Origin of the sequence: Desulfitobacterium chlororespirans DSM 11544 (assembly GCF_900143285.1) — a bacterium.
Lineage (GTDB): Bacteria > Bacillota > Desulfitobacteriia > Desulfitobacteriales > Desulfitobacteriaceae > Desulfitobacterium > Desulfitobacterium chlororespirans.
Genome location: NZ_FRDN01000010.1, coordinates 87217 through 105265 on the forward strand (window position 1 = coordinate 87217; position 18049 = coordinate 105265).

Here is an 18049-nt window from a genome sequence, read left to right on the forward strand (position 1 = left end):
CCCGAGAATAGCTGAAAATCTTAGCGGACCGGATACTTGCCCTTTTCCACCACGAGCTTGGCGATCTCCCGGCGAAGTCCGATCATATCAACGGTGGGACGGCGTAAGAGCTTGCGCATTCCTGCCAGAACGGTGCTCAGGGAATCACCCTGCTCGGCAGCGCAAATGACTTCTTTAGCGTGCTGCTCAATGATATTCATGGCACTATAAGCACCCAAGGTAGCAGCTTTTTCCACAAAGAGCTTATGATCATCGGTGACATCCATATCCTGAACTTTCAGAGCACGGAGAACACCGCTTTCCATAGCGTAGACTTGGAGAACCATTTCAGCCAGGCCCAGTAGAACATATTGATTGTCTTTGAGCTCCATGCCCAGGTTCTGGGCGGCAATTCCGGCGGCCATTAAGCAAAGCTTCTTAGCTTTTTGGGTCATATCCAGAAGAGCTGCCAATCCTTCTTCCTCTGAACCTAAACCGGCGGACATAAGATCTTTGCTGACGTTCTTCGCTGCTGCCAAGAGGGGAAGCTCGCCGCTCATCGCCCGTTTGAGCAAGGTGCCGGGAACGAGCAGACGGTTGATTTCGTTGGTTCCTTCGAAGAGACGGTTGATGCGGGAATCCCGATACATACGCTCAATGGGATATTCGGCAATAAAGCCATAACCGCCATGAATCTGCACCCCTTCATCCACAGCCAGATCCAGTACTTCAGAGGCCAGAACTTTATTCAGGGAGCACTCGATGGCATACTCTTCGATAGCCTTGCCGGCTTCTTTACGGCAATCGCCGGTGACATCCAGATCCTGGCAGGCTTCTTCCATCAGCCCGGCAGTACGGTAGACCACACTCTCAGCCAGATAGGTCTGTGTGGCGATTTCGGCAAATTTGGTTTGAATAGCACCGAAGGAGCTTAAAGGAACGCCAAACTGCTTGCGCTCACCAGCATATTTCAGAGTGACTTCCAAAGCAAGCTGAGCACTACCGATGGCTGCGGCAGCCAGCTTGAAGCGTCCGACATTCAGAATATTGAAGGCAACCACATGACCGCGGCCCAATTCACCGACGATGTTCTCCACCGGAACGGCCACATCTTCCAGGATGACTTGGCGGGTGGAGGAGCCTTTGATGCCCATCTTCTTCTCTTCCGGTCCGAAAGAAACACCGGGCATGGTCCGCTCCACGATAAAGTTGGTAAGCTTGCCGTCCACTTTTGCGTAGACCAGGAAGATATCGGCAAAACCGGCATTGGTGATAAATTGCTTGGTTCCATTGAGAATGTAGTGGGTTCCTTCAGCATTGAGAACGGCTGTAGTTTTGGCACCTAAAGCGTCTGAACCGGAGCCGGGCTCGGTAAGGCAGTAAGCGGCAATCTTCTCTCCAGAGGCAAGGCCGGGGAGATATTTGGCCTTTTGCTCAGGAGTACCGAAATAGACGATGGGCAGGGTGCCGATTCCGGTATGAGCGGCAAAGGCCACGGCAAAGGAAGCGCCGCGGGGAACTTCTTCCCCGACGACAACGGTGGAGAATTTATCCATGCTCATGCCGCCTAATTCTTCGGGAACCTCTAAGCCAAGCAGTCCCAACTCACCGGCTTGGGCCATGAAACCGCGGATGAGGCCGTCTTCCTGCTCTTCGAGAGCTTCGAGCTTGGGCCCGATCTCTTTTTCCACAAAGTTACGGGTCATTTTCTTAAGCTGCAAATGATCCTCGTTTAATTCCTCCGGGACATAGACTTGCTCGGGAGTTACTTCGGCAAGCAGGAAGCCGCCGCCTTTGAGGCCTAATTCCAATTCCATAGTATTTCTCTCCTCCCGGGACAGGGGGACAGGTCCTCTGTCCCAATTTCTGTTCCCATTTAATTTAATTTCACTTTACTTTAGAAAAGACATGACAGATTTAACTTAGAAAAAATATGATAGATTAACTATTGGCTGCTCTCAATGCGGGTCCCTATGGGACAGTTCACCTGTCCCTGTGTCCCACTTACAGAAGCTCGTAGACTCCTGCGGCTCCCATACCGCCGCCGATGCACATGGTCACCATACCGTACTTGAGACCGCGGCGTTTCATTTCATGGAGCAGGGTGGCGGTGAGCTTAGCTCCGGTGCAGCCCAGGGGGTGTCCGAAAGCGATGGCGCCGCCGTTGGGGTTGACCTTGGCCGGGTCGATGCCCAGGGTCTTGATGATGGCCAGGGACTGAGAGGCAAAGGCCTCGTTGAGTTCAAAGAGGTCTATTTGCTCAAGGGTTAAGCCCACTTGCTTGAGAACTTTAGGGATGGCCTTGATAGGACCGATTCCCATAAGTTCCGCTTCGACTCCTGCCACGGCGAAACCGCGCCATACGGCAAGGGGTTTCAGGTCCAGTTCCTTGACCTTTTCTTCGGACATAAGGAGGGTGGCTGCAGCACCGTCACTGGTCTGAGAGGAGTTCCCCGCCGTGACGCAGCCGCCGTTTTTAAAGGCCGGCTTTAATTTGCCGAGGGATTCCACGGTACTATCGGCACGGATACCTTCGTCTTTACTGAACCATACTTCTCCTTTTTTACCACTGGCGATAAGGACAGGAACGATCTCTTCCTCAAAACGGCCGCCGACTTGGGCTGCGTGGGCCTTTTGATGGCTGGCTGCGGCAAACTCATCCTGCTGTTCCCGGGTAATTTCATATTTCTTGGCTACATTTTCAGCGGTAAGTCCCATGGAGAGGTAGACTTCCGGACAATGCTCCATCATGTAGGGATTGGGGGCCGGCTTGCCGCCGCCCATAGGCACTGCGGACATGCTTTCTGCTCCGCCGGCCAGCATGGCGTCCGCTTCTCCCAAACGGATTCTGTCTGCTGCCAGGGAGATAGCCTGCAGTCCTGAGGAACAAAAGCGGTTGATGGTGAGTCCGGATACATCGATGGGAAGACCTGCCCGCAGAGCAATCACCCGGGCCATGTTCATCCCTTGTTCTCCCTCGGGGAAGGAGCAGCCGATGACACAATCATCAATGTCTGATGGATTTAGATCGGGGGCACTTTTCAAAACATCCTGAATAACAAAGGCTGCCAAATCATCCGGACGCATGTGAGCCAGGGAGCCCCGACCGGCTTTGCCGATGGCAGTACGTTTCGCTTCAATAATAAATGCTTCTTTCATGATCCTTCACCTCCTAATTCCTTAATGGCTTATTCTTGGTGAGCATATGCCGGATGCGATCCAGGGTCTTGGGTTCTCCGGCAAGGCTTAAGAACACTTCTCTTTCCAGATCGAGGAGATATTGCTCATCCACCAGAGTTCCGGCCAGGACATCGCCGCCGGTCATGGCATAAGCGAGTTTTTTCCCTAAGTGAGCATCGTATTCGGAGATATAACGCCCTTCTTTCATGCCGTACAGGGCCATTTCCAGGAAGGCACGGACTCCCGGTCCTGCCGCTTTGACCTTCTGAGGAATGATGGGGCGGAAGTCTCTTGCCAAATCAAGGACACGGGCTTTGGCATCGAGAAGAACATGGTCGGCATTCATACTGCAGCGATCACTTGCCCTTAAGAAGCCAAGCTTTCTGGCCATTTCCGCACTGGTGGAAACCTGGGCCATGGCCACTACTTCGAAGCGTTTGGCGAAGAAATAGTCCGGAGCAACGACCACACCGGGAAGAATTCCTTCCATGGCGCGCAGGGCCATTTCCTTGGTGCCGCCGCCGCCGGGGATGAGGCCGACTCCCAGCTCGACCAGACCCATATAGGTCTCAGCTGCAGGCTGGATGGCATGGGAATGGAGGCAAACCTCAGTTCCGCCGCCTAAAGTCATACCATAGGGAGCGGCTACCACCGGCTTCTTGGCGTATTTAAGAGCCATGGTTCCTCTTTGGAATTCGCGGACCATAAGATCCAGGTCATCCCAATTGCCTTCCTCCGCTTCCATCATAATCAGCATCAGATTGGCACCAACGGCGAAATTCTTACCCTGACTGCCGATCACCATGCCCAAATAGTTCTTTTCCACCTCTGCCAGGGACTTGTGGATCATATTCATGATATCCCCGCCAATGGAGTTGTTCGGTGAATGGAATTCCAGGCAGGCCACACCGTCACCCATATCAACTAAGCTGGCACCGGAATTGCCGAAGATTTTCTTGCCTTGTTTATGGGCCTTTTTAAGGGAGAAGGAATAGGGGCTGGCAGCCTTTTCCTTGTACTCGCCCTCGGCATAATACAGAGTATCCCCGCCTTCGGTCTTCTGATAGAAGCTGTCTTTACCTTCAGCCAGCAGCTTTTCCACAATCTCGGGCAAGGTCCCGCCCTCAGCTACGATGCGCTCCGCGGTGGCTTTAACGCCTAAGGCATCCCAGGTCTCAAAGGGTCCCATTTCCCAGTTGAAGCCCAGCTTCATACCGGCATCAAGAGCTGTAAGATCATCGGCGATTTGAGGAGCCAGGCTGGCCGCATAAAGGAGAACTTCCTTCAAGACATTCCAGGCGAATTCGGCTCCGGGATCTTTGCCGTTGACCAAGGTTTTCATCTTATCTTTAAGACCGCCCGCATTCTTGGCTTTATCCAGGCAGGCAAATTTGACTTTTTTCTTGGGAACATACTCCATGGTATGGGGATCAAGAACCAGCACTTCTTTGCCTTCTGCCGTCTTGACCTTTTTATAGAACCCTTGCTTGCTTTTATCCCCCAGCCAGCCGTTTTTGATCATGGTATGAATGAAGTCCGGCATGACGAAGAACTCTTTTTCTTCAGGTACATTATCTCCCACATTATTGGCGACATGAACAAAGGTATCCAGGCCTACCATATCCACGGTTCGGAAGGAGGCTGACTTAGGACGTCCCATAACCGGCCCGGTTAAAGCATCCACTTCATCGATGGTTAAGCCGGAACGCTGCATCTCCCTGATGGTTGCCGCCAAGCCAAAGACGCCGATGCGGTTGGCGATGAAGTTGGGAGTATCTTTGGCATAGACGACCCCTTTGCCCAGCACCCGCTCGGCAAACTCTTCCATCTCCTGAATAACGGCCGGATCTGTGTTGGGGCCGGGAATCAATTCAAAAAGCTTCATATAGCGGGGAGGATTAAAGAAGTGGGTGCCAAAAAAGCTCTTGGTAAATTCTTCAGGAAGCCCTTCTGTCATGGATTTTAAAGAAATACCGGAAGTGTTGGATGTTACGATGGTTCCCGGGCGGACATGCTGCGCCACCTTCTTAAAGAGGTCGATTTTGATGTCCAAACGCTCTACAACCACTTCAATAACCCAGTCCACTTCTTGCAAGCGGGGCAGATCGTCCTCAAAATTGCCGACTTCGATACGATCCGCAAATTCCGGAACAAACAATGGAGCAGGGTTCATCTTGATGAGTTTGGCTTTGTTGGATGCGGCAAAACGATTTCTGACTTGGGGGGATGCCAAGGTCAGCCCGGCCGCTTCTTCCTCCGGCAACAAACTAGGGGGTACTATGTCCAGCAGTATACTGGGAATTCCGGCATTGGCGAGATGGGCCGCGATGGTGCTTCCCATAACCCCTGAGCCTAAAACCGCCACTTTATAGATGGCCATATTCATCCTCCTTCTCTCATTTGGCTTTGTTGTATGATTTTTAAATTTATGAATATTCAGTCTTTTACTTCGAGAGAAAGCCCTCAGATCCTCTACGCCAATGACTTTCCCTGAGAAAATTTACAAGGGGATTGCTTATTCCTTCGGCAGCCCGAGAGCTCCTGAGAACAGCTCCAGCATGCAGTCTGCTTCCTTGCTTAAGGAGCGCTCAGACCGTGCAAAAACCCAGTCGGTAGTCGCCCGATCGATGGTGCCGAAAATCATTTGGCGGGCGACATGTATATTGAGTGAAGGAATAATTTCCTGCTGCTTTATTCCTTCTTCAATCACCTCCTCAACCAGTCGGAAGTACTCTCGCAGCGGCACCGCAATCGCACTGTACAGATTTGAATTGGGTTGCCTTAATTCGACCTGGGTAACGGTTGCCAGAGCACGATTATTCTCCATATGGGTCAAATGAGTGTGGACAATTGCCCTAAGACGGCTTCGGGTATCCTGACAGGATTCCATCCTGCTGCGAATGAGTTGGATAAAATCTCCCATTCTTTCCGTAAAGAGACGAATGAGGATATCTTCTTTATTCTTAAAGTAGAGGTAAATCGTCCCGTCAGCCACTCCCGCAATTCGGGCAATCTTCGATACTTGACACGAATGATAGCCAACCTCTGCAAATGCTTCTATTGCTGCATCTAAAATTCTTTCATATTTGTCTTCCCGGGAAACAGCCATACTTCGTCTCCTTTACTTACTTTTTTGACTTAATTAGACATCCTTCTTATCGAACTTGTCAAGCTCTCCTTTTCTTCAGTAGGGTTACCCGAGGCCGCGGACTGTTTATCCTCTTGAGACCTTTCCAGGCAGTGCTCTGTTTGCTTAAGCCAGTTGCTTTTTGAACTCCTCAGTAAGCAAGGGGACGATTTCAAAAAGATCCCCGACAATGCCATAATCCGCCACGGTAAAGATGTTTGCTTCCGGGTCTTTATTGATCGCTACAATCACCTTGGAGGAACCCATTCCCGCCAAATGTTGAATAGCTCCCGAAATTCCGCAGGCAATATACAAGGTTGGGGAAACGGTCTTGCCGGTTTGACCTACCTGGTATTTATATTCCCGGTATCCGGAATCAACGGCTGCCCGGGAAGCCCCTACGGCGGCTCCTATGGTATCGGCAAGGTCTTCAAGGATCTTGAAGTTTTCCTCATTCTTCATGGCCCGCCCGCCGGAAACGATCACATTGGCATCGGTAAGTTCGGGGCGGCTGGAAGCCTGACGAATCACTTCTTTGACGATGGCTCTGAGATCAGCGGCATCAATACTTGCCGCAACTTCCTCCACTTCGGCTTGACGGTCCGGATTAGGGGCGGCCACGCTGAAGCTGTTGGGGCGGATGGTGGCCAGAATGGGGCGTGCCTCAGTAGCTACTTCTGCATAGGCCTTACCGGCATAGACAGGGCGCTTAAAGCGCAGTTTGTAGGCAGGGTCCACGGTAACGGCCACACAATCTGACGCGCATCCCACTCCCAGGCGCTGGGCCAGACGGGGAGCCAGATCCCGGCCAATCCCGGTATTGCCCATCACCACCACTTCGGGCTCCTCATCCCGGATCACCCGGTTGAGTACGGAGGTGTAGGCACCGGTGGTATAATCTTTTAAAGCCGGGTCGTCGACAACGATCACTTTATCAGCACCATAGGAAGCTGCCGCCGCAGCCAAATCCTTAAGGTTTTGGCCCAATAATACCCCTGTGACGTTCAATCCAGCCATGTCCGCTAAACGCCGGCCTTCGCTCAGAAGCTCCAGGGAGACCTTGCGAAGCTCCCCGTTATACTGCTCAAGTACAACTAAAATTCCCTTAGGCATCCTGCTCAATCCTCTCTTTCCTTGTTTTCCTTCAACTCATTCCTTATTTTCCGTCAACTAAATTACTTTTGCTTCATTCATCAAGGCATTGACCAATTCGGCAACAGCCTGAGGAGGTTCCCCCTGGATAAGGCGGCCAGCTTGGCGGGCAGGAGGCAGGCTCATCTTGACCACCTTCATCTTCGCCCCTTGGGTGCCGGCTCCAGCTGCCGTCAGGCCAAGATCGGTCAAGCTCAAAGTTTTCAATTCCTTTTTCTTGGCTTTCATAATTCCGGCCACGGAAGGATAGCGGGGCTCATTCAACCCTTTTTGGGCGGTGATCACAGCCGGCAAGGGCACTTCGACGACTTCCATACCCCCGTCGATGTCACGGGACACTGTGGCGGTCATGCCCTCCACCTTCAACTCTGAGACAGTTGAAACCGACGGCACACCTAACAGCTCTGCCAGACGGGCGGTCACCTGGCTTGAGCCGTCATCAATGGCAATCCGTCCGGAAAGAATGATATCATAGGGAATGTTTTGAACAGCTTTAGCGAGAACGACCGCAGTAACAAATTCATCACTGCCGTCCAAAGCAGGATCCTGAATGGCAACCGCTTTATCCGCTCCCATAGCCAGGGCTGTGCGCAACACTTCGCTGACTTTGGGGCCACCCATGCTCAATACGGTTACTTCGCCGCCGAATTTCTCTTTGAGGCGGATTCCCTCTTCCACAGCAAACTCATCATAAGGATTCATAATGAGATTTACCCCGGTCGAGTCGATTTGACCCTGTGGGTTGATCACAATCTTCGCTTCGGTGTCAAATGTTTGTTTTAGACAAACCAATATGTTCATCTCGTTTCCCCTTTCTCCTCATCCATGAATGAATACTCATTCATTTTTATAATATAATATCAAATTCCCGGACAAAACGGAATACCATTTTTAAAATATTTTATATTTATTTAATAATCTGATTATTCTTAAAAAAGTATTTCCCCGCAAGGCTTTTCGTGGTATGCTGTTCGATAATGAATGATCGTTCATTTTTGGAGGTGCCAACTATGTCAAAACAAGATCCTCTTTTTTCACCGATTCGCATCGGGAAAATGGAGCTGAAAAACCGTATGGTGCTGCCCGCCATGCATCTCAACTACTGTCCTGACGGGGAGGTCACGGATCGGCTCATTGAATTCTACCGGGTGCGCGCCTGGGGCGGAGTAGGCCTGGTTATAGTCGGTGGCTGCGGCATCGATCGGGTCGGCAATACTTTAGGCATGATTCAATTGGATGAAGATCGCTATATCCCCGGACTGCAGAAGCTTGTGGAGGCTGTCCATCAGGAGGGCGCCAAGGTCATGACCCAGCTCTATCAGGCGGGAAATTATGCATCTTCTCTATTAACCGGGAATCAACCTGTGGCCCCTTCTCCTCTCCCTTCTAAATTAACGAAAGAAATTCCTCATGAACTGACCGTAGAGGAAATTAAGGAACTGGTGCAAACTTTTGCCCAGGCCGCTGTTCGTACTCAAAAGGCAGGGTTTGACGGGGTGGAGATTTTAGCCGGAACGGGGTATCTCATCTCGGAGTTTCTCTCTCCCGCAACCAATAAGAGGACAGACGAATATGGCGGGGATCTGCCCAATCGGATGCGTTTTGCCCTGGAAATTATAGCGGCCATCCGCCAAGGAGTAGGGCCTGACTTCCCTGTCGTTGTCCGGATTGCGGGCAATGACTTTATTCCGGGGGGACATACCAATAAAGAGGCCCGGACCTTTGCCAAAGCCTTGGCGGCAGCAGGGGTTGATGCCATCAATGTAACAGGAGGCTGGCATGAGACCCTCGTCCCTCAGATTACCATGAATGTTCCCCCGGCCGCCTTCCGCTATTTAGTGCGGGGAATTAAACAAGTGGTTGACCTGCCGGTGTTTGCTTCCAATCGCATTACCACCCCTGAATTGGCCCGGGATATCCTTACTTCCGGGGATGCGGATTTGGTAGGGTTCGCCCGGCCGATTCTGGCGGATCCCAACCTGCCTTTAAAGGCCCAGGGCTTGGATCCTTCACCGCTCCGTCCCTGCGTCGCCTGCAACCAAGGGTGCCTGGATCATGTGTTCCGAGGGATACCCGTAGCTTGCTTAGTCAATGCGGAAGCCGGGCGGGAAGCTGAGCTCAAGGGCCAGGGAGCTTCTTCATCCCCTAGGAAGGTTCTCGTCGTAGGGGCCGGTCCCGCCGGACTGGAGTTCGCGCGGGTAGCCAGCTCACAGGGACATAATATAACGGTCTGGGAAAAATCCAGCCGGCCGGGTGGGCAGCTCAATTTGGCTGCGGCACCGCCTGAGCGTCAGGATTTCAATCGGTTTACGGAGTACTTGGTTCAGGCCTGTAAGGCTCAGGGAGTCAAAATCTATACCAATCAAGAAGCTGATGTGGAAAATATTTTGGCAGGTATTGCGGAGGAGGACTTTACCGACATTATCTTTGCTACCGGTGCCCTGCCGATGGCCCCTCCCTTCCCCGTGGAGGAAGGGGTGGAGATTGCCCAGGCCTGGGATGTCCTGGCCGGCAAAGAAACAGGGGAGCAGGTCGTAATCGTAGGCGGCGGCTCGGTGGGAGTAGAAACAGCCCTCTATCTGGCCGGTCAAGGAACCCTGGATGCTGAAATCCTTCGCTTTCTAATCGTCAATCAGGCCGAAAGCACAGAGACTCTGGCCAGGCTGCTTTTCCAGGGAAGAAAACGGGTTACTCTGGTGGAAATGACCAAGGGCGTGGGCCGGGATCTGGGTTCAAGCACCCGCTGGGCAATGCTGGCCGATCTCCAACGTTATCAGGTCAAGGTTTTAACCAATACCATGGTGAAGGCGGTCCGTGCCGATGGAGTCTGGGTGGAAGGTCCGGAGGGTGAAAGCCTGATTCCCGGAGATACTGTGATATCGGCGGTTGGCTCTGTGGCTAATCAGGAGCTGATGAAAGCTCTCCAGGATAAGTTGCCTGCCCATGTAACCCTGCAGCAGATCGGAGATGCCACTAAGCCCGCTAAAGTTCTGGATGCAGTTCATACCGGATATAAGGCAGCCCTTAGTTTGGGGTAGGCCGGATATCTCCAGGAATAAGGAACGTTGATACACTAAATAAATAGGGTTGCCAACCCATGAGAGGGGTAAGATTGATGAGCTCATACAATGACTTCACAGTGGAGAAAAAAGGGGCTATTGCCCTCGTTACTTTAAACCGTCCCAATAAAGGGAATTCCTGGACCCTGGATACCTACCAGGAGATGGAGAAAATTCAGGAGGACCTGCACTATGATGATGAGGTGCGGGTGGTTATCTTTACCGGGGCAGGGGATAAATTCTTCTGTGCCGGCGCTGATCTTTCTCTTTTAGCCAAGCTTAACCCTCACTTTATCTCCCGTGATCTGTATCGCTATCAAGGCATTAACACCCGTTGGGATCGTTTTATCAAACCGGTGATTATGGCAATCAACGGCATTACCGTAGGAAGCGGTTTAGAGCTGGCTTTATGCGGGGATATCCGCATTGCTTCGAGTTCCTCACTTTTTTCCATTAACGAAGTGCGGATTGGCCTTAACCCGGATATGGGAGGAACCCAGCGTCTGACACGGACCGTCGGCCCCAGCCAGGCCAAACGCCTGATCTTTACCGCCGAGCGGATCGATGCCCAGGAGGCGGCCCGCATCGGGCTTGTGGATATTTTGGTGGAGTCGGAGAATTTATTGAATGAGGCTTTAAAGATGGCAGAGCAGATTGCCAGCATGCCTCCCTATGCCATTCGCTTTGCCAAAAAAGCCATTAACCTGGCTGTGGATGCTCCTTTGGAAATAGGTCTGATGTATGAGGAAGCCGGCTCCACCTTCTGTATGGGCACGGAAGACAAAAAAGAGGCCATCGACTCCATCCTTGAAAAACGTGAACCCAAATTCCACGGCCGCTAGGGCGGGACAAGGGGACAGGTTTGCTGTCCCACCTTTTCAAGCTATCAATCTTTGACCTGTTGAACTTGGAGGGCAATCCTGCCGTCCAATCATGGCAAAGCGAGTGATGTCTCCTGAACAGTTTTGTTCATTGAGCCTTCACTCGCTTTTTTATGCACGCCAAACTTTACTTTTCGATAGCCCAGTCACCCTTGATATTTGTCGAACACTTACACCATCCATAGACTTTAACGCTCTTAAGATCTTGCTTTGTAAGGTTTTTTCCATCTCTATTAGTCTAACGGAATCGGTGCCAAACTGCACCCTGATCATTTCTTTGATAGTCTCATCACTAATCAGTCTCAATGTTTCAGCGTCAAGACAGCTATCATCATTCTTATCCTTATGAAACTCACTAAAATTGATCAAGGCGTCTGCCGATATGTCACCGAATATTTTTAAAACATATTCTCTATCGACTTTAGAGTCCGTTAGAAAAAATTCATGATAGCTGCTCCACGGATATTTGGCTACATCTTCAACAATCTTAGCCCTTACGGGATTTTGATGGATATACCTCAACACTGTTAAAAAGTAGCGATCCGTCTCTACCACTTCACTTCTGAACCTTTCCTGGAATAAATGTCCGCACCGTTCATATTTCTTGTTAAACCACATGACATAGCTGGAACTAATTCGTTTTATTGATATACTTAGAGGTTCGTTGAGTTCTTGTATTAAAACATGAATATGATTATCCATTAAACAATAAGCATATATTTTGTAACCACATACCGTTTTATAGTAAACCAGCTTCTCTATGAATTTACGACGATCCTCCTTGTCGTCAAAAATATTTTGTCGGTTTATGCCCCGCATGATGACATGATATATACCCGTTGAGCTTTGTTTCCTTGGCCTCCTTGGCATGGTCATCACCTCAGGGGAATTATAGCATTATCTCCAATAAGCTACAATATTATCAGATGCACTATAGTGTTTTGGGACAAGGTGGGACAGTAGACCTGTCCCCTTGTCCCAAAAAAAGCAGGAGGCTTAGGCCTCCTGCTTAGATAGGGGAAGGTATTGAGTAGGATGATCATGCACCCATGAAGATTTTCATGTCGTCATCAACTGTGGTGATACCGGCGATTCCGAAGTTCTCAACCAGAACTTTAGCTACGTTGGGAGAGAGGAATCCAGGCAAGGTGGGTCCTAAGTGGATATTCTTCACGCCCAGGTAGAGGAGTGCCAGAAGCACGATCACAGCTTTTTGCTCATACCAGGCAATATTGTAGGAGATAGGAAGTTGGTTGACATCGTCAAGGCCGAAGACTTCTTTAAGCTTAAGGGCAATGACGGCCAGGGAGTAGGAGTCGTTACATTGTCCGGCGTCCAGGACTCTGGGAATGCCACCGATATCTCCCAGTTCCAGTTTGTTGTATTTATATTTGGCACAACCTGCAGTGAGGATGATGGTGTCTTGGGGAAGGGCTTTGGCGAATTCTGTATAGTAATCGCGGCTCTTCATCCGTCCGTCACAACCGGCCATGACGAAGAAGCGTTTTACAGCTCCGGATTTTACAGCTTCAACCACTTTATCAGCTACGGCAAAGACTTGATTATGAGCAAAGCCGCCAACGATTTCTCCGGTTTCGATCTCTGTCGGTGCCGGTAAGATTTTGGCTAATTCGATCACTGCCGAGAAGTCTTTGACTTTGCCTGCTTCACGGGAAGGGATGTGTTTTACACCTTCGTAGCCTACGACACTGGTGGTGAAGAGACGGTCTTTATAGGAATCCTTGGGGGGTACTAAACAGTTGGTGGTGAGAAGAATAGCTCCGTTAAAGGAATCAAATTCTTTGTCTTGTTTCCACCAGGCATTGCCATAGTTACCCACAAAGTGAGCATACTTTTTGAAGGCCGGATAGTAGTGAGCAGGGAGCATTTCGCCGTGTGTATAAACATCCACGCCGGTTCCTTCTGTTTGCTTCAAGAGATCTTCCAAATCTCTCAAATCATGACCGCTGATGAGGATGGCAGGGTTATTGCGTACACCGATATTGACTTTAGTGATTTCGGGGTTGCCGTAAGAAGTTGTATTGGCTTTATCCAGCAGAGCCATGACATCGACGCCGTATTTTCCGGCTTCGAGTACCAGAGCAACCAGTTGGTCTGCGGAGAGGCTGTCATCGGTAGTAGCGGCCAGGCCTTTCATCATGAAAGCAAAGATGCTGTTATCTTCATAGCCAAGAGCAAAGGCATGCTCTGCGTAAGCAGCCATTCCTTTAAGTCCATAGATTAAAAGTTCACGAAGGGAGCGTACATCTTCGTTTTCAGTAGCTAAGATACCTACTTGTGCTGCCTTTTGATCAAATTCTTCCGCAGAATCTGCAGTCCAAGTTGCTGAATCATGAAGATTAGCGGGCAGAACTCCCCCGGCTTTGACGATGTCGGCTTTTAAGCTGTCGCGTAAAGCAAGACCTTCACGAACCAGAGCTACGAAACGAGCGTTATCAAAGTTAGCGTTGGTAATGGTGGCGAATAAGCCTTCCATAACGAATTTGTCTACGTCCTGGCGGACAATCCCCAGTTCACGGGCTTGCAGGCTGTTGATGGCGATTCCTTTCATGACATAGAGCAGAAGATCCTGCAGGTTAGCGACATCTGCAGTTTTTCCACATACTCCTTTGATGGTACAGCCGGTTCCTTTAGCGGTTTCCTGACATTGAAAACAGAACATACTCATCTTTGCGAATCCTCCCTATCCATTATTAATAAATTTTTGTTCATGGATTGTGTCATTGGACAGTCAGTCCCATGCCAACCGTCTGCAATTATCTTATCGCAAGGTAAGGAACAATTCTGTGACTTCAGTTTTTAGGGAGTGTGATAAAACTCACACTGCAAAAAAGTGCAAATCAAAAGAGGGACAGGTCCCGTTATTCATTTTTGAATAATGGGACCTGTCCCCTTGATTCCCCTTGATTCATACCAGTTGCTGCATGATATTATGAACCTCTTGTGTATCGAGGGGTTTGGATAAGCAGCCTTCGTAACCGACTTCCCTGGCTTTTTTAACATAATCGGTTTCTGTTAAGGCGCTGGTCAAGACAACTTTGGTTTTATTTTCCGGTTTAACCCTCTTTTTGGTTTCATAATTTCTTATGGCCTTTAAGACCGTGACTCCATCGACTTTAGGCATCATGATATCCAGAAAGATGATGTCATAAGGCCTCAGCTCCTGCCGGCACAAGGAATAGGCTTCAAGTGCTTCCAAACCATCCACCGCCCGATCGACTTCTCCATATTGGGTGAGGAATTGGACCAAAAAAGCGCTGCTGGCTAAATCATCTTCAGCTACGAGTATTTTCATTCAACATTCCTCCACTCAATTGATTGTATTCATTATCCAAATCGTGCAGATAGTCCTTTGCTTCCTCGGGATTGCCACGCCGGGCGGCCAGTTCAATCTTAAAGGCCAGAGCCTTTAATTTATGAGCTCCGATTACGGAACACCGTTCCTTGATGCGATGGGCGATATGCTCCAGAGCGACACTGTCGCCATTGTTGAGGGCGATGCGCAGTTTTTTAAAATCATAGGCCATCTCGCTGAGTTCAAGGTCCTTATTGACGCTCTCCGGGGAGGAGGGCATATCCTTGAAATAGACACCCTCATCGGTAATAACAACCTCCTCCTGCTGGGCTTGCCCCTCTGGGGAAGCGAACTTGGTCACCACTCTATCCAAGACCATGATCAGCTCCTCCATCATTACGGGCTTGGGGATGTATTCATCCATACCGGCCTGGAGGAATCCTTCCCGATCCCCTTGCAAGGCGTAGGCGGTTAAGGCAATGATCGGGGTATGGCTTTGAGCCCCTTCACTTGCCCGAATTCTTTTCGTCACTTCGATCCCATCCAGACGCGGCAACTGGATGTCCATAAGAATGACATCATAAGGATTCTGATAATAAAGAGCCAAGGCTTCTTCTCCATCCATGGCGATATCGACCAGATGGCCTTGGATTTTGAGCATTTCCGTTATGACAATGGAATTCACGATATGATCTTCAGCTAAAAGGATTCGGTAAGACCTTGCGGCTGATGCTTTCCTTGCCTCGTCATTATTCTGGGTGGACTTGAAGCGCAGCGTGTCTTTGTCGCCATGTTTCAGCCTTAAAACAACGCCAAAGGAACTCCCTTGCCCTTTTTCACTTTCGACCCAGATTCTTCCCCCCATCATCTCAACCAGTTTTCTGGATATGGCTAACCCTAAACCGGTTCCCCCATAGTTGCGGGTAATGGAGCCGTCCACTTGGTTAAACTCTTCAAAAAGATGCAGCTGATCCTCTTGGGCTATGCCGATTCCCGTGTCCATGACAGTAAATTTTAAATCCGAAACGTCCTCATCCCCTTGCAGGCGTTTGACCGCCAGGGAAACCTCTCCCCGCTCGGTAAACTTGAGAGCATTGCTCAGCAGGTTATTGAGGACTTGCTTAATCCGTTCCGGATCTCCTTTATAGTAACCGGGGAGGTTGGCCGAGAGGGTGTAGACCAAGTCCAGACCTTTGCGTTCAGCTTCAGGACTGTGGGTTTTGATAATCTGTTCGATGACTTCCTTAAGGTTAAATTCAATCTCTTCAACCGTTAGTTTTCCGGCTTCGATTTTGGAAAAATCCAAAATATCATTGATGATTTTAAACAGAGAGTAAGCGCAGTTTTTGGCAATCTTTAAATTCTCTCTTTGGGTCTTCTCTAAGGAGCTTAAGAGGGTGAGATCGATCATGCCGATGATCCCATTGATCGGTGTACGAATTTCATGACTCATATTGGCCAGAAATTCGCTTTTGGCCCGATTGGCTGCTTCAGCCTTCTCCTTGGCCTGCTGAAACTCCGCCTCAGTCCGTTTTCGTTCCTGTTCGATTTGCTTTCTCTCGGTAATATCGCGAAGAAGGGTCAGCATCACCTTGCTGCCGTTTAAAGGGAAGGTATGGCAATTGACTTCGACGGGAATATCCTCGCCCTCCAGATTGGTACAGATCCCCTCGAAACTTACTGAATGGGTTCTTTCCAGGCTTTGCCACACGTCATCCAAGGTTAATTGTGGTGAGGATGGGCGAATACAGGGTCCTGCAGAAAACATGAATGTTTCTTCATGATAGCCCATAAGCCTCCTGGCCTTTTCGTTTATTTCGATCAACAGCCCGGGATATCCACCCTTTTGCAGTTCATAGACAAAAACCGCATCAGTGATGTTATCGAAAAGCTGACGGTATTTATTATGGCTTGCCAATAAGATTTTATGGATCCGTTTTTGATTGGTAATATCCCTGGCAATAGAAAGCAACATCCTGCGACCGTTTAAGACATGGTAATGGGCCTTGACTTCCACAGGGATCTCCTTCCCCTGATGGGTCAACAGCATTCCTTCAAAAACCAGGTAATTTTTGCTCAATAATTTCTGAGTGAACTCATTGGCCAGTGTCAAAGGGTTCCTGACTTTGATCACTTCTTGGTTTAGCTCGATAATCTCTGCCCTGGTCAAGCCGATAAGCTCACAAGCCATATCATTGACTTCCTGAATTTTGCCAATCTGTCCATCATCCTTAACTTCATGGATAAACACACAGTCCGTAATGCGATTAAAAATCTCTCTGAATTTTTCTGCGTTTTCTCGTGTCATGATTTCTGCTTCTTTGCGCTCTGTAACATCTATGACCACACCGGTGTAGCCGGCCAGCTCTCCCTTAGAATCATCATAAGGCTGACCACGGCTCAGGCAATGACGGTATTCCCCATCATACCGACGCAAACGGTACTCTGCTTCAAAGGGAGCCTTATGTCTGCGACTATGCTCCAGCCCTTTCATGACCCCCGGAGAATCTTCAGGATGAACACAGCTCAGCCAACCCTGATCACGGATTTCCGCAAAGGCAAGCCCTGTGAATTCCAACCAGGCCTGATTGACATAGTCATAGTTTCCCGCCCGGTCGCTGCTCCAGATCAGGGCTGGGAGATTATCTCCTAAATGCAGACTGAAATCCACCCTTCTCTATCTCCTCTCTATAGTTTGGCTTCGTGTGTCATGGTGAAAGCCTCTAAAAGCATGGTTGCCGAAGTAAGAGTCTGCTCCCGCAAAGAGAAGCTGAACTCCGCCATTCGCCACTTGAGAATGATCTCATGAATCATTCCCAGAATAATATTGGTTAAACTTTCACTATGAGCGGATGGCTTCAGTTCACCCATTCCGATCGAGCTATGAATTAAAGACTGGATGTCGTTTGACCGTCGGTAAATAATCTCCATAACCTTATCCCTGAGCTCTTCGTCGTACAACAATCCATTGTAGGCCAGAAGAATCGCCGTAATTTCCGGATAGTTCTCACAGTAAGTTATATAGCTGTCGATGAGATGAAGAACCTTCTCTTTGGGAGTTAAGTTCTTCGTTAGGGTTGCTTCCAACAAAGCATGATCATATTGGGAAGAGTGCTCAAGAACGGCTGATACGAGTTCGTTTTTCGATTTAAAATGCTTGAAGATGGTAGCTTCGGAAACTCCTTCTCGTTTGGCCACTTCTCTTGTGGAAAAGCCTTGAAAGCCCTTTTCATTGATGAGGGAGATGGCTGTAATAACCAGGCTCTCTTTTCTGTGTATAAGATTGCTATCCACATCAATTCTCCTTATTTCGTCAAAACTCGTAACCTTTCTTCATTGTAGCACATTTTTCCAA

13 protein-coding genes are annotated in these 18049 nt (G+C 49.5%); 2 read left to right on the top strand and 11 right to left on the bottom strand.

Annotation, left to right across the window (positions count from 1 at the left end; translation table 11 throughout):
- Positions 1-20: 20 nt before the first annotated feature.
- The 6 genes from BUA14_RS16335 to BUA14_RS16360 form a co-directional block, all read right to left on the bottom strand.
- The gene (locus tag BUA14_RS16335) at positions 21-1796 is read right to left on the bottom strand and encodes an acyl-CoA dehydrogenase family protein (protein ID WP_072773591.1); all 1776 of its coding nucleotides are present in this window, start codon (positions 1794-1796) and stop codon (positions 21-23) included.
- 187 nt (positions 1797-1983) lie between these two features.
- Positions 1984-3138, bottom strand: a complete 1155-nt coding sequence (locus tag BUA14_RS16340; protein WP_072773592.1) for a thiolase family protein — start codon at positions 3136-3138, stop codon at positions 1984-1986.
- Positions 3139-3151: 13 nt separating this feature from the next.
- Positions 3152-5539 (bottom strand): 3-hydroxyacyl-CoA dehydrogenase/enoyl-CoA hydratase family protein, encoded by a 2388-nt coding sequence (locus BUA14_RS16345; protein WP_072773593.1) that lies wholly within the window; start codon positions 5537-5539, stop codon positions 3152-3154.
- A gap of 135 nt (positions 5540-5674) precedes the next feature.
- Complete coding sequence (fadR, locus tag BUA14_RS16350; RefSeq protein WP_005817154.1) at positions 5675-6268, bottom strand: fatty acid metabolism transcriptional regulator FadR; 594 nt, start codon at positions 6266-6268, stop codon at positions 5675-5677.
- Positions 6269-6412: 144 nt separating this feature from the next.
- Positions 6413-7399 carry an electron transfer flavoprotein subunit alpha/FixB family protein gene (locus tag BUA14_RS16355; RefSeq protein WP_072773594.1) on the bottom strand — a complete coding sequence of 329 codons (987 nt, stop codon included), beginning with the start codon at positions 7397-7399 and terminating at the stop codon, positions 6413-6415.
- Positions 7400-7456: 57 nt separating this feature from the next.
- A complete protein-coding gene (locus BUA14_RS16360; protein ID WP_072773595.1) occupies positions 7457-8239 on the bottom strand; it encodes an electron transfer flavoprotein subunit beta/FixA family protein in 783 nt (260 codons plus the stop codon).
- A 209-nt stretch (positions 8240-8448) separates the two neighbouring features.
- Here BUA14_RS16360 and BUA14_RS16365 point away from each other — a divergent pair, with 209 nt between their 5' ends.
- Together BUA14_RS16365 and BUA14_RS16370 are read left to right on the top strand one after the other, a co-directional pair.
- Positions 8449-10476: an oxidoreductase gene (locus tag BUA14_RS16365; RefSeq protein ID WP_072773596.1), complete on the top strand. Its 2028-nt coding sequence runs from the start codon at positions 8449-8451 to the stop codon at positions 10474-10476.
- A gap of 77 nt (positions 10477-10553) precedes the next feature.
- Positions 10554-11339, top strand: coding sequence for an enoyl-CoA hydratase/isomerase family protein (locus BUA14_RS16370; protein ID WP_072773597.1), 786 nt, complete (start codon positions 10554-10556; stop codon positions 11337-11339).
- Positions 11340-11489: 150 nt separating this feature from the next.
- Here the strand turns inward: BUA14_RS16370 and BUA14_RS16375 are convergent, their stop codons facing one another.
- From BUA14_RS16375 to BUA14_RS16395, 5 genes are all read right to left on the bottom strand, one after another.
- Positions 11490-12248 (bottom strand): transposase, encoded by a 759-nt coding sequence (locus BUA14_RS16375; RefSeq protein WP_072773598.1) that lies wholly within the window; start codon positions 12246-12248, stop codon positions 11490-11492.
- A gap of 169 nt (positions 12249-12417) precedes the next feature.
- Positions 12418-14067, bottom strand: a complete 1650-nt coding sequence (gene hcp / locus BUA14_RS16380) for a hydroxylamine reductase (protein ID WP_072773599.1) — start codon at positions 14065-14067, stop codon at positions 12418-12420.
- A 240-nt stretch (positions 14068-14307) separates the two neighbouring features.
- Positions 14308-14694 carry a response regulator gene (locus tag BUA14_RS16385; RefSeq protein ID WP_072773600.1) on the bottom strand — a complete coding sequence of 129 codons (387 nt, stop codon included), beginning with the start codon at positions 14692-14694 and terminating at the stop codon, positions 14308-14310.
- Entirely contained in the window at positions 14675-17365 is a 2691-nt protein-coding gene (locus tag BUA14_RS16390) for a PAS domain S-box protein (protein WP_072773601.1), read from the bottom strand. Before BUA14_RS16390 ends, BUA14_RS16385 begins: the two co-directional genes overlap by 20 nt.
- A gap of 17 nt (positions 17366-17382) precedes the next feature.
- The gene (locus BUA14_RS16395; protein ID WP_072773602.1) at positions 17383-17988 is read right to left on the bottom strand and encodes a TetR/AcrR family transcriptional regulator; all 606 of its coding nucleotides are present in this window, start codon (positions 17986-17988) and stop codon (positions 17383-17385) included.
- Positions 17989-18049 lie beyond the last annotated feature (61 nt).